Consider the following 25,893-nt stretch of genomic DNA (forward strand, 5'->3'; position numbering starts at 1 on the left):
TTTTAACTCCTATCCTACGTTTACGTTATGCTTTTCTTGTAATTGAACTGGCGCCATTTTTACAATTCGGTTCAAAATAAATAACACAATTCCAATATCATCTAAAATACCGATAAACGGTAAGAAGTCTGGAATTAAATCGAGCGGCATCGCAACATAACCAACTAAAAACGCAATAGATAAAATTTTCTTCTTTATTGAAACCTCTTTTGAAGTGAAAAAGTCAAATAGAAATGGAACAAATCGGCGAACATGAAATACAACTCTTAATCTACTAATAAGTTTTTTCATTTTTATATCTCCTCTCTTTGTATACAAAAAGGACCCTACCAAACATGGTAAGGGTCCTAAAAAAGACAATAAGGGGCCTTTACCATTGCTGGTAAAGGTCTCACTAACAACGGAACGTTGCCAATAAAGCCGAGGGTTTCTCCCTGTAATGACGACTTTACTGTAATAAGTTACTCCCCTTTATAGACAATTTTATACACTCACATTAAAATATTTCGAAGGGCTTGTCAATATATTTTATATCTCAGGCTCTCCCGCTTACTCTTCACTAAAAAAGCAAATAAACGTATAGGAAATTTCTTACTATCTCATAATATACATAATCATTTGTAAGGAAAGGAGAGACTTCATTTGCATACCGTATGGAAAGGTGCACTCTCACTTGGATTATTAAATATAGGAATTAAACTATATAGTGCTGTAGAAGAAAACGATATAAAATTTTTAAGTCTCCATAAAGAATGCTTAACACCTATTAAATATAAAAAATTTGCTCCCGATTGCACGGATGAAGAAATCGATGATACAGATATTGTAAAAGCCTATGAATACGCACCTCATAAATACATTATTATAGATGAAAAAGAATTGGCTGAATTACAAAAAGCTCACGAACCACGCTCCATTCGTATTATATCTTTTGTCCAAAATAACGAAATCGATTCTGTTCTTTATGACCGTTCTTATTTTATAGGCCCTACCCCAGGACATGAAAAATCATATTTATTATTAAAAGAGGCTCTTGAACGTACAAATAAACTTGGGCTTATTCATATTTCTATTAGAAAAAAACAACATTTAGCTATTATCCGTAACTTTGAAGATGGGCTTATGTTACAAACTATTCACTATCCTAATGAAATTCGCGATATAACAAATACACCTAACTTACCAAGTAATGAAAATTATCCTATTCAAAAACAAGAACTCACAGCAGCAATTAATTTAATCCACCACCTTACAAATCCTTTTGAACAAGAAATGTATACAGATGAGTATAAAGAAGCACTTACCGAACTAATCGAAAACAAAATTGAACAACAGGAAAAAACCGAAACAATCTCTCCAACTCCAAACATCATCAATATTATGGAGACATTACAGGCAAGTATTGAACAAGCGAAAATAAAAAGAGAAAATAAAACAGAAAAAGAGGCCAAATAAAATTGGCCTCTTTTTTCTTTAAAGCGGATTACATTTTGGTATCTCAAGTCCAGATGATTGCGCTAATTTTAATAAGTAATAACATTCTTCTCTTGCCATATGATCCGCCATTCTAGCAGATAATGTACTTAATATTTCATTCGATAACTCTAGCTCTTCAACTTCATGGAGAAAATGTGAAAATAATTTTAACTCAAGTGAAACATCTTTTGTAAACTTCTTTAATGCAGGAAAATGATGAAGCTCTGTCCGTAAATACCCTGTCATCTCAACTGCCTTTAAGTAAAATTTTTCAAAGTGCTTCGTGAATTCTTCACTTTTCTCTTTTAATCTTTTTTCAACAAGATCTAGTCCACCAGAAATAGATCCTGCATGACCAGCCGCATCTGTTAACCAAACAAGGTGATAATGTAATTCATGAAAAACAGGCGGAACTTCTCCTTTCTTTAAAAATTCTAACACTGTTATATACTCTTCTACTTCGTTTACCATATGATTGATGAAAGTTGGCGTAAAATGAATAGTGATTTTTCCCTCGAGTTGTTTCTGTATAATACTTAATTTAAACATTCTTATTTCCTTTGCGGCTCGTTCTGCCTCTTTTGAAAATGTAATGAGATTCACATTATGTACTTTATTTAAAAGATTCGTAAATGTTTCAAGAAAATAAGCGGCCTTCTTTATATCCTCTTTTTCCTTCGGAGCTAATGCATCAAGTAAAAATTGCGAATGATCAGTAAGCACCTTTAGCCAAAATTGATGCTCAAACAACGCACTTTCTTCATAATTTCTCTCCACTAAATCCCCTCCTTTTATTCGGCCTTCTCTATCACTTGAAGTTTGTATCCATCTGGGTCTTGTACTACAATACTCTTCTCACTTTTGTTTTCCATATATAAAATTTCATAAAACGCTAGCTTCTTTTTTAACTTCTCTATGTTAGAAATCGAAAATGTTAAACCATCGCATGAATTCGTAACACTCTTCTCTCTTCCTCCTAACATGCGATTCATAACAAAACTAATTCTCGTTGAATCGGCATCATACCAAACACCTGTAATATCTAATTGTGGTCTTTCTGAACTAGGTGTTATTCCTAAAATTCCTTCGTAAAAATACAGAGTTTCCTTTAAGTTCTTTACTTCTAACACAATTAAATTTTTTACATTCTCCACATTCATTCCCCCTGCACTTATTACTTTTTTATATGTGTCATAAAGGCCTATTATGTCTGAATATAATACGTAGTAATGAACATTTAAGGAGGTTTATTCGTGAATAAATATATGAGATCATTCGTGCCCTATCATAGTCCTCTCGATCCTTGTCCTCCTATCGGAAAAAAATATTATTCTACTCCTCCTAATTTATTTTTAGGCTTTCAACCGCCAAACTTACCGCAATTCACGCCAAAAGAAGCACTACAAAAAGGGACTTTATGGCCTGTTTTTTATGACTATTATGAAAATCCTTATAAAAAAGGGCGGTGACTACTGACGTGACTCAATCGCTACCAGAAGAATACTATCAGCTTTTACTGGAGCTTCAAGAACTGGACTTTGTACTAGTTGAACTCACTCTTTATTTAGATACACATCCAGATGACACCGCTGCGATTAATCAATTTAATGATTTTTCCTATAAACGGAGAGTATTAAAACAAAAGATGGAAGAAAAATACGGACCACTCCAACAGTTTGGAAACAGCTATTCTAATGCCCCTTGGGAATGGAGCAAAGGTCCTTGGCCATGGCAAATATAAAGGAGAGAAACTATGTGGATTTATGAAAAGAAATTACAATACCCAGTTAAAGTGGGAACTTGCAATCCAGCACTTGCAAAATTATTAATTGAGCAATACGGCGGTGCAGATGGCGAGTTAGCTGCTGCACTACGTTACTTAAATCAACGTTATACAATTCCTGATAAAGTCATTGGCCTTCTTACTGATATTGGCACAGAAGAATTTGCTCACCTTGAAATGATTGCTACGATGGTTTATAAGCTGACGAAAGATGCGACTCCTGAACAGATGAAGGCAGCTGGTCTTGACCCTCATTACGTCGACCATGACAGCGCTCTTCATTACCATAACGCTGCTGGTGTTCCATTTACTGCAACCTATATACAGGCTAAAGGTGATCCAATTGCCGATCTATACGAGGATATTGCAGCTGAAGAAAAAGCACGCGCAACATATCAATGGCTCATTAACTTATCAGATGATCCAGATATAAATGACAGCCTACGCTTTTTACGTGAACGAGAAATTGTCCATTCACAACGTTTCCGAGAAGCAGTTGAAATTTTAAAAGAAGAACGTGATAAAAAAATATTTTTTTAAAACATGTATCCTAGCGGTATGTGTTTTTTTATGTTAAAAGTTAAATCCTTCCTATTAAACATATAAATAGTATATTTATTCGATTTAATGCATTATTTTTTAATATTTTCAAAATTCCCTATTGCTTTCTAATCATCAGACCTTTAAAATAATAACAGTTACTCGACAAATTATTTGAATTTTCGACAAAAAATACTCATTAGGAGGATTTTCTTTATATGCGTACAACTTTAAAACCAGCGCAAATACTTTCGATTAGTTTATTACTATTCGCAGTTTTCTTCGGTGCTGGTAATATGATTTTCCCGCCCCTTCTTGGTCTTTCTTCCGGAGAAAATATGTGGGTTTCCATTACAGGGTTTATTATTACAGACGTCGGTTTATCTTTACTTGCTATCGTTGCTGTTGCCCTTGCTGGTGGTAGTTTTAACACTTTAGCGAGCCGTGTTCATCCAAAATTCGCAGCAGTATTCGCTATCATTATTTATCTTTCAATCGGCCCACTATTTGTTATTCCACGAACTGGATCTGTATCTTATGAAATCGGGATTGCACCACTTTTCCCAGATCAATGGTATTCTATGTTAGTTTTTAGTGCGATTTTCTTCACAGTCGTTTACTTCTTATCATTAAATCCATCCAAGCTAGTAGATCATATCGGTAAAATATTAACGCCAATTTTACTTGTAATTATTGCAATTATGGCAACAAAAGCGATTCTTTCACCAGGGACGTTTGCAGAACCTATCGGTGACTATAAAGACATCCCGTTTTTCAAAGGATTTCTTGAAGGATTTTTAACGTTAGATGCAATTGGGGCTCTCGTACTATCAACAATTGTTGTAAATGCAATTCGTCAAAATGGTATACAAGAGAAGAAATCTATCGCAAAATATACAATCATTTGCGGAAGTATCGCTGCTCTATTCTTAACAATTGTTTACTTCTTACTCGGTTATATTGGAGCTTCAAACGGAAACTTAGGACAATTCGAAAACGGTGGGCAGCTATTAGCTACTGTTATGTATCAATTCTTTGGGACAAGCGGTAATATTTTATTAAGTATCGCCATTATCTTCGCTTGTTTAACAACGGCAATTGGTGTTGTGAGTGCATTTGCAAATTACTTCACAACAGTGCTAACAAATGTTTCATACAAAAAGCTTGTACTATACGTTTGTATCTTTAGTTTCGTTATTTCAAACTTAGGATTAAGCTTATTAATTAAAATCACATTACCTGTATTAATTATTTTGTACCCAATTACGATCATTTTAGTTTTCGTATCATTTATCGATAAATATACGAAACGTAAACCTTCTGTCTACATTGGAGCGATGATCGCAGCGTTTATTATTAGCTGTATTCATGCACTTGATAATGTGGAAATGATACCAGATTTTATCGCTAATATCGTACACACCATTCCTTTTTATAACTTAGGAATTGGCTGGATCATTCCAGCAATAATCGGTGGTATAATTGGATACTTTATTCCGCAAACAGAAGCTGCAGGTGAAGTTTCTACAAAATAAAAAAAAGAAGCAAGCATGAAATCCATGCTTGCTTCTTTTTCTCTTCACATCGTATGTTTAAAAGTAAATAAATCTTCTTTTGACTGCACAACAGATTGTTCCGCTTCTACTACGTCCTTCTTTATCTCTCCTCCTAATCTTACTTTCAACATCGCCTCTTCTATACTTTTTACAATCATATTTCCTGAAAAAATAGTAAGTCCAAAAAATGTAATCGGAACGAGAGGGATCCACGGATTCACTGTTAATGATCTAAAATAGACTCCAATTAAGCCTGACCATTCATGTGTGTATGATTCTATTTCTTCTATCGGTCCTAAAAACTGAACTGTTCCGCCAAAGAATATTTCTAGTAACCCTAAGTGCAGTAAAATAGTAAGAGTTTGCGTAAACTGCTGAAAAAATACAAGTATAAACGTCATATAGAGATGCGGGAAAATATGCTTTATAACAATATGCCTTCTCGATCCACCTAATATGCACGCAGCTTCAATAAATTCTTCGGTTCTCAACTTACGGACTTCCTTCGCAACATACAGTGCAATAACTGGCATCACAAGCATTACAAGTAATAAAACTTGAAACGAAGCCCTTTCAAAAAAGGTTGTTGTTTCCTCTCCACTCCCAAATGCATTTGCAAAGTGAAGAAAAAAGTACGCAATCATAACTGTTGGAATAACTGTAAAACTATCAAAGAAAGCCTCAATTTTTGAAAAACCTCTTTTTACATATGTTCCAAGCACAACACCAAAAAACACACCTATCACCATTCTAAGTGCCGCAATTAAAATAGATATACCAATCGTCCACTTCGCACCTTCAATGACTAAATGTAACAGGTCGTATCCTTTCCGGTCTGTCCCGAGTAAAAATTGTAATGAAGGTGAAAACGGTGGCACTTGTGGATTTTCATCTGCATCATATTGCAATGTAACTTGCCTAATGTGTCCATCATTCCATAACGTATTTCCGATGCTCAAAAGAACTAATATGAGAAGAAACCCAATACTTATCCAAAATCTTTTATCGCGTTTTATATACATCCACATATTATAATCTCTCCTTCATCGCAGTTGGAATGAAATAATGAAACAGCTTGAATAAAATAAATATCGGGATATATATAAGCAGCATACTAACGATGAAAACCTCAACTCTAATACCCTCATACGATTTCAAAAACATAAAAATACCACCCGTATTAAAAATCCATTCTATAATATATAAATTAGATAACATAAAAAAGATATTCGTTTTCGCAAAGAATAATGTACTAAGCAACACATTTCGTAAAATATGACGATTTAAAATATGAAAACGCCCCAGCCCTTTCGCCTTAGCAAATAGTACATAATCTTTTTCTAGTTCATTTTCAAAACGAATCACTACCATTTTTACAAACATAATCGTAGTCGGGATGCTCAAACACAATATTGGCAACCCTCTAATCGACTCGCCTCCAATTGACGCAATTTGAAAAGGTAAAAAACCTGTTTGTTTAAAAAACCATACAACTAAGATTTGTGATACTAAAATAAGAAGAATATCTGGAATGGATTCTAGGAAGATAAGAAATGATTTAATTCGATGTTGTATACGCGGTGAACTACTCATAATTACATAAACAATGCAAAATGCTACAAATAATGAAATGAAAAAAGCAGCCAAAAAAATAAGAATCGTTTCTTTATAATGGACGAACAACTGTGGAAATAAAAATTTACCTCTCACATATTGCAAATTGGAAATATCCATTAAGTTCACAAACACTTCTTTTAAAGTCTGTATGTACTTTGATACATCCATCTTAAATCCATAAAATAATTTCGGCAAAGCCCCTAAAATAATAATCCCCAAAATCGAAATAAGAAATTGAATCGTCACTTCCATTCCATTTAGAAAAACTTTTTTGACCACGTTTTCCCTTCTCTCTATATATAATTTACCCCCTAATTTTATTCTTAATTTTCAGAATTGTAAATATTTTAAAGATAAAAAATCACTAGGCTATGATCCTAGTGATTCTTTATGCGCATGCCTCTCTCTTTTCGCAAACGGCATATACAAAGTGTAACATCCAATAAGCGCAGCTATTTCTAATGAAATAATATAGTAAGGATGCGGCCCTAACATATCGAGTAATGAAGCAGTTTCTGGCTTATGAGCTAAAAACATATAATTACCGCCTGTTTTGTAATTTACAAACGAAACAATCGGAATCAATATGTTTAAAAATATCATCGTACGTTTAATAGATTGTAATGTAGGACGATACCCTTCTACCCAAGTCATAAAGAGCGGTGCCCAAATGAGCAATACATGTGCGATGAAATATTCAATGAAACGAAAATGTGGAAAAGTATACTGCAAGTTCGGCGTTAAAATGGCTTGTGATGCACCAATAATTCCTGTAAAAAATACAATCTCATATATGCGATAACTTTTCGTTACAATCATAATCGACGCTAATAATAAACTAATCGTACATAACTCAAACGGTAATGAAGTAGCTAGCTCAAAAATCCCCGCTTTCCACTCCCACATATAGAGCCCAATTTCACTACCTATAAATAAAAATGCAATCGCATATCGAACCGTTATATTCCACTCACTTTGACGCAATAAATCTTGGTATTGATACAGAAAAAATATCCCCACCAACATAATAAATAATATAAGGACGTGTTGTCTTGAGTATGGAATAAACGATTTTAATGGATGCGCACTAAAATAAGCTTCCATCTTCCTTCCTCCTCTCCTTCATACAATATTATTGTAAGAAAGAAACAACGAGTCAATTCATTTGCTTATACTAGGACAACCTCTACCTTACATTTACATATTCATACCTTACAAAACTGTAAGGTTATTGTAAGCTAAAACGATTTGTCAGATTCTTCACCTCTTCTATACTTAATGTAGATACTAAAACGAACGAAAAGGTGATAAATAGATGAAAAAGAAAAATAAAGTGTTAATTACTAGTGTAGTAGCAATTGGAATTGCAGCTGGATCATACTTTGCATTTGCTGGTGGTGGCGGTTCAGAAGTAGCAATGGCATATAGCGGATATAAAGTAACTGAAAAACAAATCCAAAACGCGCAAAAATTTGGTGGCGAAGTTATTCCAAACGGAATTGAAACTATTTCATTCGATCCAACAAAAGGAACATATGAATTAGCTGTAAAAAAAGGCGATGAAGTGAAAAAAGGTCAGCTTCTGTTTAAATACAATGACCCTACTGCTAAACAAGGTGTAACAGAAGCAGAAATGCAAAAGAAAATCGCACAAAAAGAAGTAACGTTGTTTCAAAAACAAATTGATGCAGCGAAACAAAAATTACAAAAAGATAAAAATGCAGGCCTTCCTTCTGAAGCATTAAAAGCATCAGAAGTTGAAGTTGGGCAATTAGAATCACAACTTGAAATGAAAAAGTTTGAAGTTGAAAAAGCTGATGAAATGATTAAAGCAGCAAAAGAAAAAGTAAACACACTTTCTGTAACAAGTCCTGCTGATGGCGTAATTGATGATATCGTGAAAACTGCTGACGAAAAAACAGGTATGAGCGGAATTACTCTTCGTCACGCTGGTCAATTCAAGGTAAAAGGTCAACTTTCTGAATATGAGCTTGCTAGTATGAAAGTTGGGCAAGAAGTAACTGTTTCCTCAAAAACTGTCGCTGGTAAGACTTGGACAGGAAAAGTAACAGAAATCGGTTCTACACCATTAAAGAGCATGGATGAAAATAAAACTGTTTCTAACTATCAATTCACTGTCACATTAGATAATAGTGACGAACTACAAAACGGCTTCCACGTATACGTAACAAGTAAATCTGGCGAAGCAACTGGTACAATTGTTCCGAAAAGCAGTATCGTGAAAAAAGGTGACAAAAATGTTGTCTTCGTTGTAAAAGACGGTAAAGCGAAAGAACAAGCAGTTACTGTTGAATTCGAGACTGATAGCGAATCAAAAGTTTCTGGAGTGAAAAAAGGAGAGGAAGTTATCTCTAAACCTGAAAAAGACTTAAAAGATGGTATGGAGGTTGTCGCCCAGTGATTAACTTAAAAGGCATCACGAAATCCTTCCAAAATGGTGCAGAATCCGTTCAAATATTACACGGAATTGACGTAACACTGAATCAAGGAGAATTCACTTCTATTATGGGACCTTCTGGTTCTGGTAAATCAACATTAATGAACATTATTGGTTGCTTAGATAAACCGACGACGGGTACGTACGAACTAGCTGGACAAAACATTTCAAACATGTCTGAAACAGAACTTGCACATGTTCGTAATAAAGAAATCGGATTCGTATTCCAAAACTTCATGTTATTACCGAGACTTACAGCACTTCAAAATGTAGAGCTACCTCTTATTTACGCTGGAGTTGATAAAAAAGAAAGACGCGAACGCTCATTAGCCGCTTTAACAAAAGTCGGTTTAGCTGATCGCGCTACTCACTTACCAAACGAATTATCCGGTGGTCAAAAGCAACGTGTCGCCGTTGCCCGCGCAATCGTAAATAACCCAAAATTCATTTTAGCCGATGAACCGACGGGAGCACTTGATACGAAAACAAGTACACAAATTATGGACCTCTTTTACGAATTAAATAAACAAGGCTCAACAATCATTATGATTACCCATGACCGTGAAATTGGGGAAGCTGCAGCACGTCAAATTGTAATTCGTGACGGAAATGTCGTCCAAGATTGGAGAGGTTAATTTTGAATACGAGTGAAAATATACGCATGGCCCTTTCCTCTATCTTTGCTCATAAAATGCGTTCCATCTTAACGATGCTAGGTATTATTATCGGTATTAGTGCCATTATTACTATCATTTCAATGGGTGATGGTACAAACGCAAAGTTTAAAAAAGAATTAGGCCAAGGAAAAGATAACGAAGTAACGATTTACTACAACAATCCTGATTACGGAACAGATAGTGCCAAAATCACACCTGATATGCTAAACCGTCTGCAAACTGTACCAGGCGTTAAAGATGTATATCCAGACGTAAGTATGAAAGTAAAAGCATCTGCTGGTTCAAAAGATGTAAATCTTGATTTAAAAGGTGGAACAGGCGCCTTTATGAAAGATTCGAAAATAAAATTAGTTCACGGTCGTGAATTAAATGACAGTGAACTAAACCAAGCAATCCCTGCTGTTATATTAAATGAAGAAGCTTTCAACAAATTATTTAGTGGTTGGGAATCAAACCAATACACAGATATAAAAGGAAAGCCTTATAAAATAGTCGGTGTATACGAAACGAAAAACGACTTTGGAATGCCTATGCCTGAAGGTTATACATCACTTGAAAATGCACCTGTAATTTCAGGAGTAAATGAGTATGACTCCGTAAGATTAACAATGACCTCTCCGACAGAACGTAAAAGTGTAGAAAAACAAGCCGTTTCTGTCTTAAACGAACTGAAAGCTCCTAAATTTGAGCACAAATTCGAAGCACAAGACTTAGGTGAATTTACGAAACAACTAGACGAATCAATCGGTATGATGAAAATGGTATTCGGTGGTATTGCTGCTATCTCCTTACTTGTTGGTGGTATCGGTGTAATGAACATCATGCTCGTATCTGTAACAGAACGTACACGTGAGATTGGTATTCGTAAAGCTCTTGGTGCAACACGTGGTAAAGTATTAACACAATTCTTAATCGAATCTTGTATTTTAACAGGACTTGGTGGTTTCATCGGATTCATGCTCGGTATTTTCTTCGCTTGGATCGTCTCAATCTTTGCTGGATGGCCACTCGTTGTCTCAAAAGAACTTGGACTTCTTGCAGTAGGTATTTCAATGCTGATCGGTATTGCATTCGGACTACTACCAGCTAACAAAGCTGCAAAACTTGATCCAATTGAATGTTTACGATATGAATAAACAAAAACGTAGGAGTTTACACTCCTGCGTTTTTTATTTACCTATTAAATCGAGTTTCTTCTATTATATATGTTTCACGTTACAACTATCATTCTATTACTCTTCATTATTTATAGGTACTAAGGCTATTATCTAATCCTATTATTGCAAAAATACTATGTAACAGACGAAAATCAAGGCGTAATTTTTTCCATACATCGACTGATTTTGTAACAATTATATCGATATTTTATTAAATTTCACCTCGTTTATATGTTTTCACACCTAAAAACATTATCATTTCATAACTAATTTTTCATTCAAACAGTAAAATACATCATTCTTGTAACACTACAGACATTCAAGAGAAACATTACTGTAATATTATTAATGTTATAGTAATTGAAATGCTACTCATTTTGTGTTTTATATGCCCTGATACGCCAAAAAACAACAAGGAAGCGCTATCAGGATATTTATGGAATTGTTACAGAATATTAATGCTCCGTTACGAAAGCTTTGTAATTATATGTTTTTCGCAAATAAGAAAATAATGGTTGCTATAATGAGGTCAACGAAAACAAATGCAATGGAGGCTATTATGAAAAAATTTATGGGTATAGCAACAGCAGCGGTTTTTGGTCTTGGGATTTTCACAACATCTGCTAAAGCAGAAACAATCGTAACGACTGACGTACTAAACGTACGAGAAAACCCAACTACTGAATCAAAAGTTGTAGGAAAATTATTAGATGGATATAAAGTAAATGTTTTACATACAGAAAATGGTTGGTCAAAAGTTCAATTGAATAGCGGTAAAGAAGCTTTCATAAGCGCTGACTATACAAAAGACACTTACTACGTAACAGCAAACGTATTAAACGTACGTGCTGGTGCAAACACAGATTCAGAGATTCTTGGTAAGTTGAAAAAAGATGATATAATCGAAACAACACACCAAGTACAAAATGATTGGATTCAATTTGAATATAACGGAAAAACAGCTTATGTTCATGTTCCTTACTTAACAGGTAAAGCTCCAATTAAAGTTCAGCCAGTAGTTAAAGTTGAAAAAACAACTACAGTTCAAGATACAGCTAAAGTTCGTGAAGCAGTTAAAGCTCAAGAAGTAGCTGAAGCTCAAGCAAAAGCTAAGGCCGCGGAAGCAACTAAAGCTCGCGAAGCAGCTGAAGCTCAAGCAGAAGTTAAGGCTCAAGAAGCGGCTAAAGCTCGTGAAGCAGCTAAGGCTCAAGAAGCAGCTAAGGCTCAAGAAGCAGCTAAAGCTCAGGCAGATGCTGAAGCTAAAGCTCAAGAGGCGGCTAAAGCTCGTGAAGCAGCTAAAGCTCAAGCAGATGCTGAAGCTCAAGCAGCGGCTAAGGCTCAAGAAGCAGCTAAAGCTCGTGAAGCGGCTAAAGCTCAAGAAGCAGCTGAAGCTCGTGAAGCAGCTAAGGCTCAAGAAGCAGCTGAAGCTCGTGAAGCGGCTAAGGCTCAAGAAGCAGCTAAAGCTCGTGAAGCGGCTAAAGCTCAAAAACCAGCTACACAACAACCTGCTGCAAAAGAAACTGAAACAAGTACACCATCATCTTCTCGTGAGTTACGTGTTGTAGCAACAGCTTACACAGCAGATCCACTTGAAAATGGCTATAAAGCAGGCGACCAAGTAAAATCAGCTATGGGTCATAACTTAACAGCTAATCCAAACATGAAACTAATTGCAGTTGATCCAAGTGTCATTCCATTAGGTTCAAAAGTATGGGTTGAAGGTTACGGAGTAGCAATCGCTGGTGATACTGGTGGGGCTATTAAAGGTAATAAAATCGACGTTTTAATGCCAGATAAAGGCACATCAAGTAGCTGGGGACGTAAAACAGTTACAGTTAAAGTATTAAACTAGTTATAAAAAAGAGTCAGTCTCATCGTTGAGGCTGGCTCTTTTTTATGATTCTTACATGCTTTCTTTCTCTTGAAAGTAAGTAATATTATGTCGAAGCCACTCCCTCTCCGACATAAACAAGTTTCCACGTTTTTTGTACACTTTATCAAATATCTTTAAAACTTCTTCATGATTAGCAAACTTATGTAAGAAACGAAGAGCAATGATAATCTCTGCTTCATCCGTAGGCTCTACTTCATTTTTACGTCTTCTAGCAACAATTTTATTCACACGTTCGCAAATTGCTCTCATTGCCATTTCGTCGCCATACGTATAAATAGCTCGAACAGCTTCATATTTCACCATCACATTTCTATCATGTAAAGCTTCAATATAAACTATTTGTAAGTCCGATCCCCCTATTTTTGCTAAAACCTCAATAACGGTTGAACGAACATAGACACTATTACCATATAAAAGCTTTGTTAACGGCAGAATCGATTGCTTCGTTCCAATCTCAAGCAATGTATAACAAATATGTGTAATCTCATCTTTATTTTCTTCAGTATCCAGCAACTTTAGCAACGCACTTTCCGCTTCTAACGATTTATATAACTTTAAGGAAGCAACTGCCCAATAACGAACACTATCGTTTTTATGATAAATATACGGAATGATTTTATTTGTACTACTTACTTCTGGCAATGTATAAATATTACTAAGCAGTTCACTTAACAAAGTCGGGATTTGTTCACATTCCAAACGATCTATAAGATAATCAGCAATATAGATTTCCTTCGTATTGATGGCGAGTTTCGTCATTAAATAATAAATATCTTTCTTCATAGATACCTTTTTTGCTTTGATTACCTTCTGCTGTAAATAAGGAAAAGTTAATAAGTCATTTAACGCTTTTGCTTCATCATACGCACGATGCCAAATCTCTGTTTCTTCATCAGCCATCCGCCTTAATAAATCATCTATATACTCTTCCATCTCCTTCTCTCCCGTCCAAATGAAATCTATCTCTTTGCATTCTATATACGATAGACTACTATATCAATAGAAAAAAGAGGATGCCACAGCATCCTCTCCTTCTCTTCTCTATTCCACACAAGTAAACTGCGTCCAAGCTCCTACATAATTTAGTAAGAATAACTCCTCTTCCGCAATTGTACCGACGATATTTTTCCGTTCATCTATCGGCATTTCTTTTAAAATGATTTGCAGTTCACCTTTATACTTTCCGAATGAGTTATTACCAATTACAACTTGCCCTCTTTCCTGTAGCACACTTTCGCGCACTGGAAAGTCATAGTCTTTATATTTTTTACGCACTTCTGTAGAACGTATCATATACTCTGTTATGTCGCCGCGTCTTACATGTAATTCTTGCAGCGTAGCTCTCTTCTCTACTTCAGTCGCTTCGTCTACAAAGTGCACTTTTAGCTGTAACATGTAGCGATTTAAATTTCCTAGTTTTTCTAACTCCTCTTCACTTGCATAAGCATTTCCGATAATGACATCATCAATTAGCCCTGTTGCCCATAAATGCTTCGCTTGTACTTCAATTGGTAAATTACGATGCTCTTCTAACGTACATAATCCGTCGTTAATATCCCATGGACCGATGTTTGCGGCATGTGATGTAATAAAGGCTGCACTGCGAATACCATGCTTTTTAAAGCGTTCACTACAGCGAATGAAATAATCGTACGGAAGACCAGTGAATTTTTGCGGATAAAAATTATGGCAACCAATTAAAGCTGATTTATTCGCTTGATGCGAAAGAATATTTTCTAAGTACGCAATATCGTTACTTACATTTAACTCGATTTTTAAACCGTACGGATTATTCGTCATTTTCGCTTCCGTCAATCCGTCAAAGCCTACATCTAATCGAATACCATCTGCACCTAACTCTGCGAAAAATGATAGATCACTATAACTAATACCAAGCTGATCAAACACAGCTGGAGCTACATCTAAAATAACTTCCATATTGTTATCTTTCGCATGATTAATAATCTCTTTAAATTCAGCTATAATTTCTTCTTTCGGACGATTCACAGATAACAAACAAGTAAATATTCTTGAAAAACCGTGTCGTGCCGCTGACGAAATATAAGCCATATCTTTTTCTTTCGTTGAATGTTCTGGATAAAGTGAAATCCCTAATTTACGCTCCATGCTTTTGCATCTCCTTCACACGTTGTATTAATGCCATGCTCGTAAATCTATATTTTGCAGATAAACATGTTGCACATAAAATTGTCGGTACAATAATTACGTACGGTGAGTGTAGACCTAACATTACATATGCACCCATTGAACAACCGATAAATAAAACTGATACTAGTAGTAACACTAATAAGGATTTACTTTGTACCCATTTCGAATAATGGGCAATACACTGTCCGATCACAAATGTAATTAAGATGATAATTGCTCCGAGCATTCTGTTTTCTCCTCTCCTGCTAATTGTTGTTTCTCATACATTTTGAAGAATGGATAGTAAATAACGAATGAGATTACAAAGTTAACAAGTACAAGTACACCAGCCATAATTGTCCAGTCCGTACTAATCACCGCTGCAATTGGTGCTAACATCGTAAATGGCAATTTCGCCATCATGAGTGGAATCATACCTGAAACAACTGCGAAATATGATACTGTCGTTGTCACTAACGGTGTAATAACGAACGGAATAATTAAGATTGGGTTCATTACAATTGGTGCCCCGAAAATAATTGGCTCGTTAATATTGAATAAACCTGGTACGAATGATAATCTACCTAACTCTTTTAGGAACTTAGATTTAGAGAACATAAACATAATTACTAAAGCTAACGTTGAGCCAGATCCGCCAATCCATACGAACCATTGAATGAACTGCTCTGTAAATAAGTTTGGTAACTGATGTGCATTTCCTGTAGCCGTGAACACTTCCATATTTTCAAGAATTGCGGAATCCCACATCGGACGAATGATTGGTCCTAAAATTGCCGGTCCATGTATACCAAATGACCAGAAGAACACGATTAAGAATACTGTTAATAAACCACCGAATAAGTTATTTCCTACTAGTACTGATTTTAATGGTGCGATTAAGTATGTAATTGTTGTATTTACATCGAATTTCAAACCGTAGCGAATGCCCCAGAATAAAAGAATAACTACTAATGTTGGAATTAATGCTGCAAACGAATTTGAAACTGCTGGTGGTACACTGTCTGGTAATTTTCTTGAGATATTATGCTTAATCATAAAATGATAAATTTCCACTGCAATTAATGCTGTCACAATTGCGCCGAATAAAGACGTTGCACTTAGTGTTCCTACTGAAATATATCGACCTGCATCAATAACACCTGGTACAGCTTTCGTAATTTGAATTGGTTCAACTGATGCTAGTAAAAAGGCGAGTACAGATAGTAGCCCTGCACTTAATTGATTGAGCTGATAAAAGTTCGCGAGCGAAGCCCCTACTCCAAACGCTGCGTATAAGGCCATTAGTCCTACTGTAAATCGGAATGGAATATCTAAAATATGGCGAAACGGTGCAATCCATTCCATATATGCATCAATTGGTAAATTTAAAAAGATAACGAAAAATGACCCGACGATCGTTAACGGTAATGTAGAAATAACCCCATTTCGAATTGCCAATAAATGTCGTTGTCCTGCAATCTTTTGCGTTGTTGGCATAATCTTTTGTTCCATAAAACTCATAAACCCATTCATCAATAGCCCTCCTCTTTCTCTCTACTATAAAAGAATGAAATAAACTTTATAACATTATAATGTTTATATTTAAAAAGATATAATTATGCTAAAACTAATTGTTCTGCTTGCCTAAGCACTTTCAAACCATCACACATGCCATAATCTCGTTGGTCTATAATTGCAACTGGTATGTTGTATGAGTTTGCAAGAAACTCTACAGCTGGAAATAAATATTTCACTTGTGGACCGATTAAAACGACATCGGCTTCTTTTATTTCAAGTTTCACAAGTTCTGAATCAACCGCCTTAATTTTATAATTCTTCTCCTGTTTCTTTGCCTCTTCTTGCATTTTTCTTACGACCATACTCGTTGACATGCCTGCTGCACAACATAATAAAATATACATCTTATACTGTCACTTTCTCTTCTACTCGTTTATGAAGAGTAATAAATTCTTCAGCTAGTTCTTTCACTGTAATTGCATTCATTAAATGGTCTTGTGCGTGCACTAACAGTAAACTGATTTCTGTATGATTTCCTCTTGCCTCTTCTTGAATTAAATCCGTTTGAATACGATGTGCTGCTGAAATTTCCTCACTAGCAAGTTTCATCTTTTCACCCGCATTCTCAAAATCTCCTTGTCTTGCAAAAGCGATTGCTTCAAGCGCTGCACTTCTCGCATTGCCACCATGTAAAATTAATGCAAATGGAGTTTGCATATCAGCCATTTTAAATTCCCCCAAGCTATATGTTTTCTATATTTTTATCTTATTATGAAAACGCATACAATTAAACATAAAAAACTTCCGTTATGTAACGGAAGTTTTTATATACTTTTTCAAAATGATAATAAAATCTCTTGAAAATCTTCAATTACCTCGGTCTGAGTAAGTTTCTCTATCGTAGTTTGACTAGACATAATATCATATAAAAAATCATAAAGCCTTTGCAAATCTTCATTATTATTGCGCTTTACACTAAATAAAATAATTACTTGTACTTTTTTATCTCCCCAATCAACAGCCTTTTCAAGTGTGCAAAACATCAAAAAAGTTTCCTCACTTAATAACTGCATCGGATGCGGGATTGCAACTGAATTCCCAACCGCTGTCGGAGACGTATTTTCTCTTTCCATAACAGAAGCATAAAAGTTTTCTTGTACATAATGTTTCTCAGCAGCTTTCTCACATAAAAACTGAATAACATCCTCTTTCGTAGAAGCACTATGATTTAAAAAAATTAAATCTTCCTTAATATAAGGCTGCACACTATTATTCACATGCGTAAACAACCGCTGACCAATCGATTTAATCTCTTTATCATCAAATATTGAATTCACTTTTATAACTGGAACAGGCAAGCCACTCGGTATATGAATCGTACTAATAATACAATCTATTTTTTCTTTATAAAGATCTTCTACTTTCAATTGATAATAGCCTGTAATACCTACAATCTCTAATTTATCTCGGAACTGTGATAAAATTTTATATTTTAATAGTTGTGCACTTCCTTGACCAGTCGCACAAACTAATAAGCATCTTTTCTTTTGATTTTGCTCCTGCAAACGGCTCATCGCTCCGCCGAAGTGAATTGCAATATAGCCAATTTCACTTTCAGGGATCGATTCACCCGTATATTCACCAATGATATCTCCAACAAGAACCGCAATTTCAAAAGCATACGGATAATTCTTTTTCACTTCTGCCAAAAGAGGATTTCTCGTATTTAACTTATACTTCAAACGATTTAATAACGTTTTTAAATGAATACCAAATCCAAATAATAATTCTTCATCATAATAAAAAATAAGATTCCGTTCTTCCGCTACTTTAAAAAGAATATGTTGCATAAATGCATATATATCTTTTCCTAATAGCTCTTCTACATTTTCATAGCGATCTCTCGTTGTAACAGCAGTACTTAATAAATGCATCGTCACATATAATACTTCTTCTTCTGGAAATGAAAATTTCAACTCTTTCTCTAAATCTCCTAAAATCTGCTTCGCAATTGTATATTCTTTCTTTATTATAAGTTCTGATTGCTCCGTATGCAGTTCTTTCATATAATGTTGACTTTGACAACGCTTTAATGCGATTGCAATATGAATGACTAAATTATCAATTTCTATATCAGATAAATATATTGTTCCACCTTCAATATACTTTAATATAATTGAACGGATGTGTGATATATAAGGTAGCGATAAATATGTCTCCGTCTGCTCAAATTGCTCATGAAACGGAGTATGGTCATAACGCGGTAAACCATATTGTGATAAACAAGAACGAATATTAAATTCCTCTCCAACAATACGTATACCATAATACGGTCTCTTCTCAATTTGTAATTTATAGCGACCACATATATCTGTAACTTCTTTCATAATTAAATTAACCGTTGATTTGCTCACATAAATCTCTTCCGCTAATTCTGAAAGCTTCACATATCCCTCTGTCGTTAAAACACGCTGCAGAATGTACGCTATTCTTTCTTCATAAGAAGTTGGGATCTTTTCCGTCTGTTTTTGAAATAGACTCACACAAAAGTCTTCAAATTTCTTCGTTTGTATAATTTCTAATTCGTACCCAGTCCCTCTTTGCGATTCGATTTTCGCTCCGTTTTCTTCCAATATATCATTTAATAATTTTATATCCTTTTGAATCGTCTTCGTTGATACATGTAAACGGCCCGCTAAAAAAGCTCGATTTAACATCGATTTCTCTTCTAAAAACTCCTCTAAAATAGAAATTAATCGCTGCTGCACCTTTGTCATAGCTCTTCCTCTCGCTCTTTATATATAAAGGGGGAAAAGCTGCTGAAATCAGTAGTTTTTCCCCTTTATATTCTCTCTATTTCTTTAATATGAATCCGAATTTATCCCATGCTTGTAAATAATCTAATAAGAAAATTTCTTCTTCTATAATTCGACCAACTACATTTGTTTTTCCTGTATTCACCATATCTTTTAATGCAATTTGTAATTCGCCCTTATACTGGCCATATTGTTCATTATCAATTAATAAATCTCCACGCTTAATTTCGCGCGTATTATGAGGTTTAAACTCTTCTTTTTTATATTTCACACGACTTTGTGTAGAACGAATCATATATTCAGATACATCTCCGCGATAAAAATGTGGTTCGTCTAATACGATAATTCTTTCTAGTTCTGTCGTTGTATCATATAGTTCTATATCAAATGTTTGTTTCTCTTTATTTAATGCACCTAGTGCTTGTAATTCTTCTTCTGACGCATATGCGTTTGCAATAATAACATCATCAATTAATTCTGTCGCAAATAAATGCTTCGCCTGTGTTGTCATCGATAATTCACGATGCTGCTCTAATGTACATAACCCTTCTGTTACTGGCCAAGGTCCGTATGTTGCATCAAATGATGAAATAAAAGCAGCCGTTCTCATACCGTAATCTTTAAATTGTTTCGAGCATTTAATGAAATGATCGTATGATAACCCTGAATAACGATGCGGATAAAAATTATGACAACCAATTAAATTTTCACGATTTGGTCTATGACTCATAATGTTATCTACATACTTCGTACCATTGCTCATATTAATCTCAATTTTCAAACCATACGGATTATAAGTCATAATTGATTCTTCTAATCCTGAGAAACCAACATCTAAACGAATACCGTACGCACCCAATTCATGGAAGAATGATAAATCATTATACGAAATACCTAATTGTTCAAAAACAGATGGACTAATATCAACTAATACTTGGAACCCTAATGCATTCGCATGTGAGATCGTTTCTTTAAATTCTTCAATAATTTTCTCTTTTTCTCCATCCACAGATAATAAACATGTGAACACACGTGTAAATCCATATTTACTTGCTAATGTTAAATACTCCTTATCTTTCTCTACTGTTGAATGTTCTGGATAAATAGAAATACCTAATCGTCTCATATGTACACGCCTCTTTCTTCATCATATTGTAAACCTTTTCAAATATATGTAGTGAAAAAGTATATCTCCCCTTCTTGTTCACTACTCTTTTGAATCCGCTTTCTTTAAAGAAAAAACAATTTCTATCATTCTTAACACCTACAAGTCTATACATCTATACTTTACATCTTTTTTTCATAGTTGTGTAGCTTTTACACAACTTTGTCAGTTTTTCGCCTTAAAAATTGTTATCCGTTTTCAAGACACCTTCCTTGACTGTTGCATTGGCCAATACATATACTCGAAAGAAAAGAGATAAAGTGAAACTTTAATCAGTGAGGGGGGTGTTCATCCCCCACTGATTATTAGTTGAACCAATCGGGCATTTACGGGCAGTTGATCTCCCACCTAACTTCTTTGCTCCAGTCCGATTTTGAGGTGGGAGTTTTACTGCCCGTGAATAGCGGGAAAATTTTATATAGGGGATGAATATATGGGAGAAGCAATACTCGTAAAACGAGAACCGTTATGGACAAAAGAGTTTGTTGCTTTAATTTTTGCAAACTTATGTATGTTTTTAGGGTTTCAAATGTTAATTCCAACCTTACCTGTTTATGTGAAAGAAATTGGTGGCACAAGTTCCAATATCGGATTTGTTGTCGGTATGTTTACCGTTGCGGCACTTTTTGTTAGACCGCTAACTGGGAACGCCTTGCAAAAATTTAATAAAAAAATCATTTTAATGATCGGTACTGCTATCTGTTTACTCGCTATGGGCAGTTACCTTTTCGCCTCAACTATCTTTCTCTTGCTTGCTGTTCGTATTTTACACGGAGCTGGTTTCGGTATTACAACGACTACATATGGAACTGTCGTTTCTGATTTAATTCCCTCAGCTCGCCGCGGAGAAGGCATGGGATATTTTGGCCTTTCTGGAACAATTGCAATGGCCCTCGGTCCACTTATAGGACTATGGCTCATGCAAACATATAACTTCACAATTCTTTTTTTATGTGCACTATCGTGCACAATTGTTTCATTAATATTAACGAAACTACTTCAAATCCAAAAAACGAAACAGCCGCCACAACAATCATCTAGTACTTTTCTCGATGGATTTATTGAGCGTAAAGCTTTACTTCCTTCATTATTAATATTATGTATTACATTAATGTACGGAGGAATCGGAAGTTTTATCACACTATTTGCTACAGAAGTCGGCATAGCTGATATTAGCCTCTTCTTTTTATGTAATGCACTAGCAATTGCTGTAACTCGTCCATTCTCTGGAAGGCTATATGATGCGAAAGGCCATACATTCGTCATCATTCCGGGAGTTATTATAACGTTTACAGGCATTATTTTATTGTCGTATACGACGACAATTCCGAGCTTAATTATTGCTGCAGCATGTTACGGAAGTGGTTTTGGAGCGATCCAACCTGCACTACAAGCATGGATGATTGACCGCGTAGCACCGCATCGACGCGGCGTAGCAACAGCTACATTCTTCTCCGCATTTGACCTTGGAATCGGCGCTGGAGCGATTATATTTGGATTTATTGCTCATTTTACAAACTATGCAACTGTATATCGTTACTCCTCTCTATTACTTATTGCTTTTCTCTTCATTTACATTACAAGCATAAGAAAACAAAAGTATGGCGATAAAAACACGGAAAAAGCTGCTGGATAATTCAGTGGCTTTTTTATCGTGTTAAAAAAATTGTTTTCTCTCGTTTTGCTGTTATAAAACTACATGCATTTTCCTACATATTTTTTTAACTTTCATCAAAAAATATACGATGAACTCGCAGACGCTTTCCTTGATATTCAACTGAACAATACTATTCTAAAAAGTATGATTTCTTTACAAAATTAAGATTTATACAAGATGAAAACCAATAAAATACAGCTGTTTCTTTAAGGTATTGTAAACTTTTCTACCCTTTGTAAATTTAGTGTAAATTTTACTAGCAAACCGTTTACAGTGACTCAAGGTTCAGTTAATAATTACATCGTACATGAAATTTAAGGAGTGGAATGCGTGGAATATAATGTTCAAGATATGATCTTCCAGTTCATTGGTGGATTAGGTATTTTCTTATTCGGGATTAAATACATGGGCGATGGACTGCAACAAGCAGCTGGAGATCGTCTTCGTGATATTCTAGATCGTTTTACAACAAACCCACTCATGGGTGTACTAGCAGGTATGTTAGTTACGGTATTAATCCAATCAAGCTCAGGAACAACCGCTTTAACAGTCGGACTTGTAAGCGCAGGATTTATGACATTAAGACAAGCAATCGGTGTTATTATGGGTGCAAACATCGGTACGACAGTTACTGCATTTATTATCGGAATTAAAATCGGAGAATACGCTCTCCCAATTATGGCAGTTGGAGCTATCTTATTATTCTTCTTTAAAAATAAAAAAGTACATTCTTTAGGTCAAGTTATATTCGGCTTTGGTATGTTATTCTTCGGTTTGGAATTAATGAGCGCAGGTATGAAACCTCTTCGCTCTTTAGAATCATTCCAAGAATTAACGGTTAGTATGAGTGATAACCCAATTTTAGGAGTTGTTGTCGGTACAGTCTTCACTTTAATTGTACAAAGCTCAAGCGCAACAATCGGTATTTTGCAAGAATTATTCGGTCAAGGTGCAATCGATTTACAAGCTGCCCTTCCTGTATTATTCGGTGATAACATCGGTACAACAATTACAGCTGTATTAGCAGCAATCGGTACTTCTATTGCCGCAAGACGTGCAGCATTAGTTCACGTTATCTTTAATATCGTCGGTACAATTATATTTACGATTTTATTAGTACCATTTACAAGCTTAATTCAATATTTCCAAACATCATTAAACTTAAATCCAGAAATGACAATTGCATTTGCACACGGAACATTTAACGTAACAAATGCAGTTATTCAATTCCCATTCATCGCTGTATTAGCATGGATTGTAACAAAACTTATTCGCGGCGAAGACTCTGCTATTGATTTCAAACCGCAACATTTAAACCCAATCTTTATTGAGCAATCTCCAGCTATCGCTTTAACAGAAGCTCAAAAAGAAATTATCCGTATGGCTGAGTTTTCATTACATGGATTAAAAGAAGCAAACCAATTTTTAAATACACAAGACAAAAAACACGCTGACATGGCTACTCAATTAGAAGGAGCTATTAACAATTTAGATAAAAAAATTACCGAGTATTTAGTTCTACTATCTGAAAAGCCGCTTTCACCTACGGATTCTGAAAAACATTCCGTTTTAGCAGGTGTTGTTGGAGATATTGAACGTGTTGGTGATCATGTAGAAAACCTTGTAGAACTTGTAGATTTCCAAATTTCAAATCGTGTTTCACTATCAGACGAAGCATTAGGTGAATTAAACGAAATGCTGGAATTAACGATTTCAACACTGCAAGACTCAGTTGAAGCTTTAACAAACTTCGATACCGAACTAGCTCAAACTGTTATTGCAAAAGAACGCAAAATCGACCAAATGGAACGTGTTCTTCGTAAACGTCACGTATTACGTCTAAACGAGCGTAGCTGTTCAGGTGATGCAAGTATCATCTTCGTCGATATGGTAAGTAACTTAGAACGCATTGGCGATCACGCTGTAAATATCGCTGACGGTGTTTTAGGTGAACAAGGAAAAATCAATTTAAAACAATCATTATAATGAAGAAAAGAGACGCTACATTGATGTGCACCCCAATTGTTAGACACAATTAACAATTGGAGGTGTATTTTTTTATGGGAAAGTTTTCTCCTAAAGAAAAGATACAGATAGTAAAACAATATTTTAATGGAATAGATGGTGGAAAAAGGCTTGCTAAATCTCTAGGGATTCATTCTAGTGTAATTTATCAGTGGATCAAACAATATGAGGCATTTGGAGAAAAAGCTTTTGAAAAACGCTATACAACTTATTCGCTTCAGTATAAACTAGATGTGCTTAAATATATGGATACGCAAGGGACATCTATTAGAGAAACAGCGGCAATTTTTAATATTTCCTCTCCTGAAATAATTCGTAGATGGAAAGTAGCTTATGATTCAAATGGTGTGGATGCCCTACGTTCAAAGCGGAAGGGACGTCCAGCTATGAAAAATAAGAAGGTTAAGGTGCAACCCAAAAAAGATACAGTGCTAGTTGAGGGGTCTATAGAAGCACTACAAGCAGAAAATGAACTTTTACGTATGGAAAATGATTATTTAAAAAAGTTAAATGCCTTAGTTCAGAAAAAGAACAAATCATAGATCAAGACAGAGCACAGGTAATTTATGAATTAAGGCACGAATACAAAATCATCGATCTTGTGAAAATCGCTGGTATTGCCCGCAGTACGTACTATTACTGGATTAAACAAATGGAACGTCCAGATAAATATAAGAACATTAAAGAATTAATCCAAGAGATTTTTGAAGAGAATTATGGTAGATACGGTTATCGTCGTATCACATTAGAATTACGTAACCGTGGATATATATTAAACCATAAAACAGTTCGTCGTTTAATGAATATTATTGGATTAAAATGCATGGTTCGTATAAAAAAATACCGTTCATATAAGGGAGAAGTAGGGAAATTCGCAAAGAATATTTTGAAGCGTGAATTTAATGCATCTAAGCCTAATGAAAAGTGGGTAACAGATGTCACTGAATTTCATCTCCATGGTAAAAAACTATATTTATCTCCTGTTTTAGACTTATATAACGGGGAGATTATAGCTTACAATATAGAAAATAAACCTGTGTATTCACTTGTATCAAAAATGCTTAATAAAGCCTTTACACGCTTAAATGATGGAGAAACTCCTATTCTTCATTCAGATCAAGGATGGCATTATCAGATGAAGATATATCAACAATCACTAAAAAAACATAAGGTTATCCAAAGTATGTCCCGTAAGGGAAACTGTTTGGACAATGCAGTCATAGAAAACTTCTTTGGCTTATTAAAATCTGAATTATTCTATCTTAAAGATTTTGAAAGTATGGAGCATTTTAAGATAGAATTAGAGAATTATATTCATTATTATAATCACAAAAGAATTAAAGTGAAGTTAAATGGAATGAGTCCAGTACAATACCGGACTCACATCCAATCAGTCGCTTAACTTC

26 protein-coding genes are annotated in these 25,893 nt (G+C 35.0%); 12 read left to right on the top strand and 14 right to left on the bottom strand.

Translation table 11 applies throughout. The annotated features are described in order from the left end of the window. Nucleotides 1-9: 9 nt before the first annotated feature. Complete coding sequence (locus MHI28_RS13615; protein ID WP_000733844.1) at nt 10-291, bottom strand: YkvA family protein; 282 nt, start codon at nt 289-291, stop codon at nt 10-12. A 351-nt stretch (nt 292-642) separates the two neighbouring features. Between MHI28_RS13615 and ku the strand changes: the two genes are divergently transcribed. After that, complete coding sequence (ku, locus tag MHI28_RS13620) at nt 643-1,455, top strand: non-homologous end joining protein Ku (protein WP_000557750.1); 813 nt, start codon at nt 643-645, stop codon at nt 1,453-1,455. An 18-nt stretch (nt 1,456-1,473) separates the two neighbouring features. Here the strand turns inward: ku and MHI28_RS13625 are convergent, their stop codons facing one another. Both MHI28_RS13625 and MHI28_RS13630 read right to left on the bottom strand, forming a co-directional pair. Continuing rightward, entirely contained in the window at nt 1,474-2,253 is a 780-nt protein-coding gene (locus tag MHI28_RS13625) for a DUF2935 domain-containing protein (RefSeq protein ID WP_000440984.1), read from the bottom strand. 14 nt (nt 2,254-2,267) lie between these two features. After that, nucleotides 2,268-2,636 carry a VOC family protein gene (locus MHI28_RS13630; RefSeq protein ID WP_003257386.1) on the bottom strand — a complete coding sequence of 123 codons (369 nt, stop codon included), beginning with the start codon at nt 2,634-2,636 and terminating at the stop codon, nt 2,268-2,270. A gap of 93 nt (nt 2,637-2,729) precedes the next feature. Between MHI28_RS13630 and MHI28_RS13635 the strand changes: the two genes are divergently transcribed. The 4 genes from MHI28_RS13635 (at nt 2,730) to brnQ2 (ending at nt 5,334) form a co-directional block, all read left to right on the top strand. Then, nucleotides 2,730-2,945 (top strand): spore coat associated protein CotJA, encoded by a 216-nt coding sequence (locus tag MHI28_RS13635; RefSeq protein ID WP_001046257.1) that lies wholly within the window; start codon nt 2,730-2,732, stop codon nt 2,943-2,945. 8 nt (nt 2,946-2,953) lie between these two features. Beyond that, complete coding sequence (locus tag MHI28_RS13640) at nt 2,954-3,217, top strand: spore coat protein CotJB (RefSeq protein ID WP_000194492.1); 264 nt, start codon at nt 2,954-2,956, stop codon at nt 3,215-3,217. Between the two features lie 12 nt (nt 3,218-3,229). Continuing rightward, complete coding sequence (gene cotJC / locus MHI28_RS13645) at nt 3,230-3,799, top strand: spore coat protein CotJC (protein ID WP_000265275.1); 570 nt, start codon at nt 3,230-3,232, stop codon at nt 3,797-3,799. Between the two features lie 218 nt (nt 3,800-4,017). Then, complete coding sequence (brnQ2, locus tag MHI28_RS13650; protein WP_001260933.1) at nt 4,018-5,334, top strand: branched-chain amino acid transport system II carrier protein BrnQ2; 1,317 nt, start codon at nt 4,018-4,020, stop codon at nt 5,332-5,334. A 44-nt stretch (nt 5,335-5,378) separates the two neighbouring features. Here the strand turns inward: brnQ2 and MHI28_RS13655 are convergent, their stop codons facing one another. The 3 genes from MHI28_RS13655 to MHI28_RS13665 form a co-directional block, all read right to left on the bottom strand. Then, nucleotides 5,379-6,383, bottom strand: a complete 1,005-nt coding sequence (locus MHI28_RS13655; protein WP_000266973.1) for an ABC transporter permease — start codon at nt 6,381-6,383, stop codon at nt 5,379-5,381. Between the two features lies 1 nt (nt 6,384). Then, nucleotides 6,385-7,251 carry an ABC transporter permease subunit gene (locus MHI28_RS13660; RefSeq protein WP_000239683.1) on the bottom strand — a complete coding sequence of 289 codons (867 nt, stop codon included), beginning with the start codon at nt 7,249-7,251 and terminating at the stop codon, nt 6,385-6,387. Between the two features lie 90 nt (nt 7,252-7,341). Further along, the gene (locus MHI28_RS13665; protein ID WP_000388717.1) at nt 7,342-8,076 is read right to left on the bottom strand and encodes a YwaF family protein; all 735 of its coding nucleotides are present in this window, start codon (nt 8,074-8,076) and stop codon (nt 7,342-7,344) included. A 211-nt stretch (nt 8,077-8,287) separates the two neighbouring features. Between MHI28_RS13665 and MHI28_RS13670 the strand changes: the two genes are divergently transcribed. From MHI28_RS13670 to entC, 4 genes are all read left to right on the top strand, one after another. After that, entirely contained in the window at nt 8,288-9,394 is a 1,107-nt protein-coding gene (locus tag MHI28_RS13670) for an efflux RND transporter periplasmic adaptor subunit (RefSeq protein ID WP_000728803.1), read from the top strand. Beyond that, the gene (locus MHI28_RS13675) at nt 9,391-10,065 is read left to right on the top strand and encodes an ABC transporter ATP-binding protein (RefSeq protein ID WP_000609101.1); all 675 of its coding nucleotides are present in this window, start codon (nt 9,391-9,393) and stop codon (nt 10,063-10,065) included. The genes MHI28_RS13670 and MHI28_RS13675 overlap by 4 nt, the downstream gene beginning before the upstream one ends. A gap of 26 nt (nt 10,066-10,091) precedes the next feature. Continuing rightward, the gene (locus MHI28_RS13680) at nt 10,092-11,243 is read left to right on the top strand and encodes an ABC transporter permease (protein ID WP_003309116.1); all 1,152 of its coding nucleotides are present in this window, start codon (nt 10,092-10,094) and stop codon (nt 11,241-11,243) included. A 457-nt stretch (nt 11,244-11,700) separates the two neighbouring features. After that, nucleotides 11,701-13,116 (top strand): cell wall-binding protein EntC, encoded by a 1,416-nt coding sequence (gene entC / locus MHI28_RS13685; protein ID WP_340828058.1) that lies wholly within the window; start codon nt 11,701-11,703, stop codon nt 13,114-13,116. A 51-nt stretch (nt 13,117-13,167) separates the two neighbouring features. Here entC and MHI28_RS13690 read toward each other — a convergent pair whose 3' ends face one another. The 8 genes from MHI28_RS13690 to MHI28_RS13725 all read right to left on the bottom strand — a co-directional run bounded on the left by MHI28_RS13690 (nt 13,168) and on the right by MHI28_RS13725 (nt 20,766). Continuing rightward, nucleotides 13,168-14,091 carry a HEAT repeat domain-containing protein gene (locus tag MHI28_RS13690; RefSeq protein ID WP_000393375.1) on the bottom strand — a complete coding sequence of 308 codons (924 nt, stop codon included), beginning with the start codon at nt 14,089-14,091 and terminating at the stop codon, nt 13,168-13,170. A 108-nt stretch (nt 14,092-14,199) separates the two neighbouring features. Next, entirely contained in the window at nt 14,200-15,285 is a 1,086-nt protein-coding gene (locus MHI28_RS13695; protein WP_000440072.1) for a DUF871 domain-containing protein, read from the bottom strand. Beyond that, nucleotides 15,275-15,553, bottom strand: a complete 279-nt coding sequence (locus tag MHI28_RS13700; protein ID WP_000900039.1) for a hypothetical protein — start codon at nt 15,551-15,553, stop codon at nt 15,275-15,277. Before MHI28_RS13700 ends, MHI28_RS13695 begins: the two co-directional genes overlap by 11 nt. Then, nucleotides 15,529-16,839: a PTS sugar transporter subunit IIC gene (locus tag MHI28_RS13705; RefSeq protein WP_340828059.1), complete on the bottom strand. Its 1,311-nt coding sequence runs from the start codon at nt 16,837-16,839 to the stop codon at nt 15,529-15,531. Before MHI28_RS13705 ends, MHI28_RS13700 begins: the two co-directional genes overlap by 25 nt. Before the next feature lie 83 nt (nt 16,840-16,922). Beyond that, nucleotides 16,923-17,228, bottom strand: coding sequence for a PTS sugar transporter subunit IIB (locus tag MHI28_RS13710; protein WP_000275633.1), 306 nt, complete (start codon nt 17,226-17,228; stop codon nt 16,923-16,925). A 1-nt stretch (nt 17,229) separates the two neighbouring features. Then, nucleotides 17,230-17,550 (bottom strand): PTS lactose/cellobiose transporter subunit IIA, encoded by a 321-nt coding sequence (locus MHI28_RS13715; protein ID WP_000774625.1) that lies wholly within the window; start codon nt 17,548-17,550, stop codon nt 17,230-17,232. Between the two features lie 110 nt (nt 17,551-17,660). Continuing rightward, nucleotides 17,661-19,601, bottom strand: coding sequence for a BglG family transcription antiterminator (locus MHI28_RS13720; RefSeq protein ID WP_000170103.1), 1,941 nt, complete (start codon nt 19,599-19,601; stop codon nt 17,661-17,663). A gap of 76 nt (nt 19,602-19,677) precedes the next feature. After that, nucleotides 19,678-20,766, bottom strand: a complete 1,089-nt coding sequence (locus tag MHI28_RS13725) for a DUF871 domain-containing protein (protein WP_001253355.1) — start codon at nt 20,764-20,766, stop codon at nt 19,678-19,680. 472 nt (nt 20,767-21,238) lie between these two features. Here MHI28_RS13725 and MHI28_RS13730 point away from each other — a divergent pair, with 472 nt between their 5' ends. From MHI28_RS13730 to MHI28_RS13740, 3 genes are all read left to right on the top strand, one after another. Beyond that, complete coding sequence (locus MHI28_RS13730; RefSeq protein ID WP_000503241.1) at nt 21,239-22,441, top strand: MFS transporter; 1,203 nt, start codon at nt 21,239-21,241, stop codon at nt 22,439-22,441. A 351-nt stretch (nt 22,442-22,792) separates the two neighbouring features. Further along, nucleotides 22,793-24,448 (top strand): Na/Pi cotransporter family protein, encoded by a 1,656-nt coding sequence (locus MHI28_RS13735; RefSeq protein WP_000456251.1) that lies wholly within the window; start codon nt 22,793-22,795, stop codon nt 24,446-24,448. Between the two features lie 74 nt (nt 24,449-24,522). Beyond that, nucleotides 24,523-25,889, top strand: a protein-coding gene (locus MHI28_RS13740; protein WP_327947199.1) for an IS3 family transposase whose coding sequence is annotated in 2 segments (ribosomal slippage) — nt 24,523-24,985 and nt 24,985-25,889 — 1,368 coding nt in all. Because the reading frame shifts where the segments join, the coding sequence is not laid out codon by codon here. The last annotated feature ends 4 nt before the right edge of the window (nt 25,890-25,893 follow it).

The organism is Bacillus sp. FSL K6-0268 (genome assembly GCF_038005425.1).
Taxonomy (GTDB): domain Bacteria; phylum Bacillota; class Bacilli; order Bacillales; family Bacillaceae_G; genus Bacillus_A; species Bacillus_A thuringiensis_S.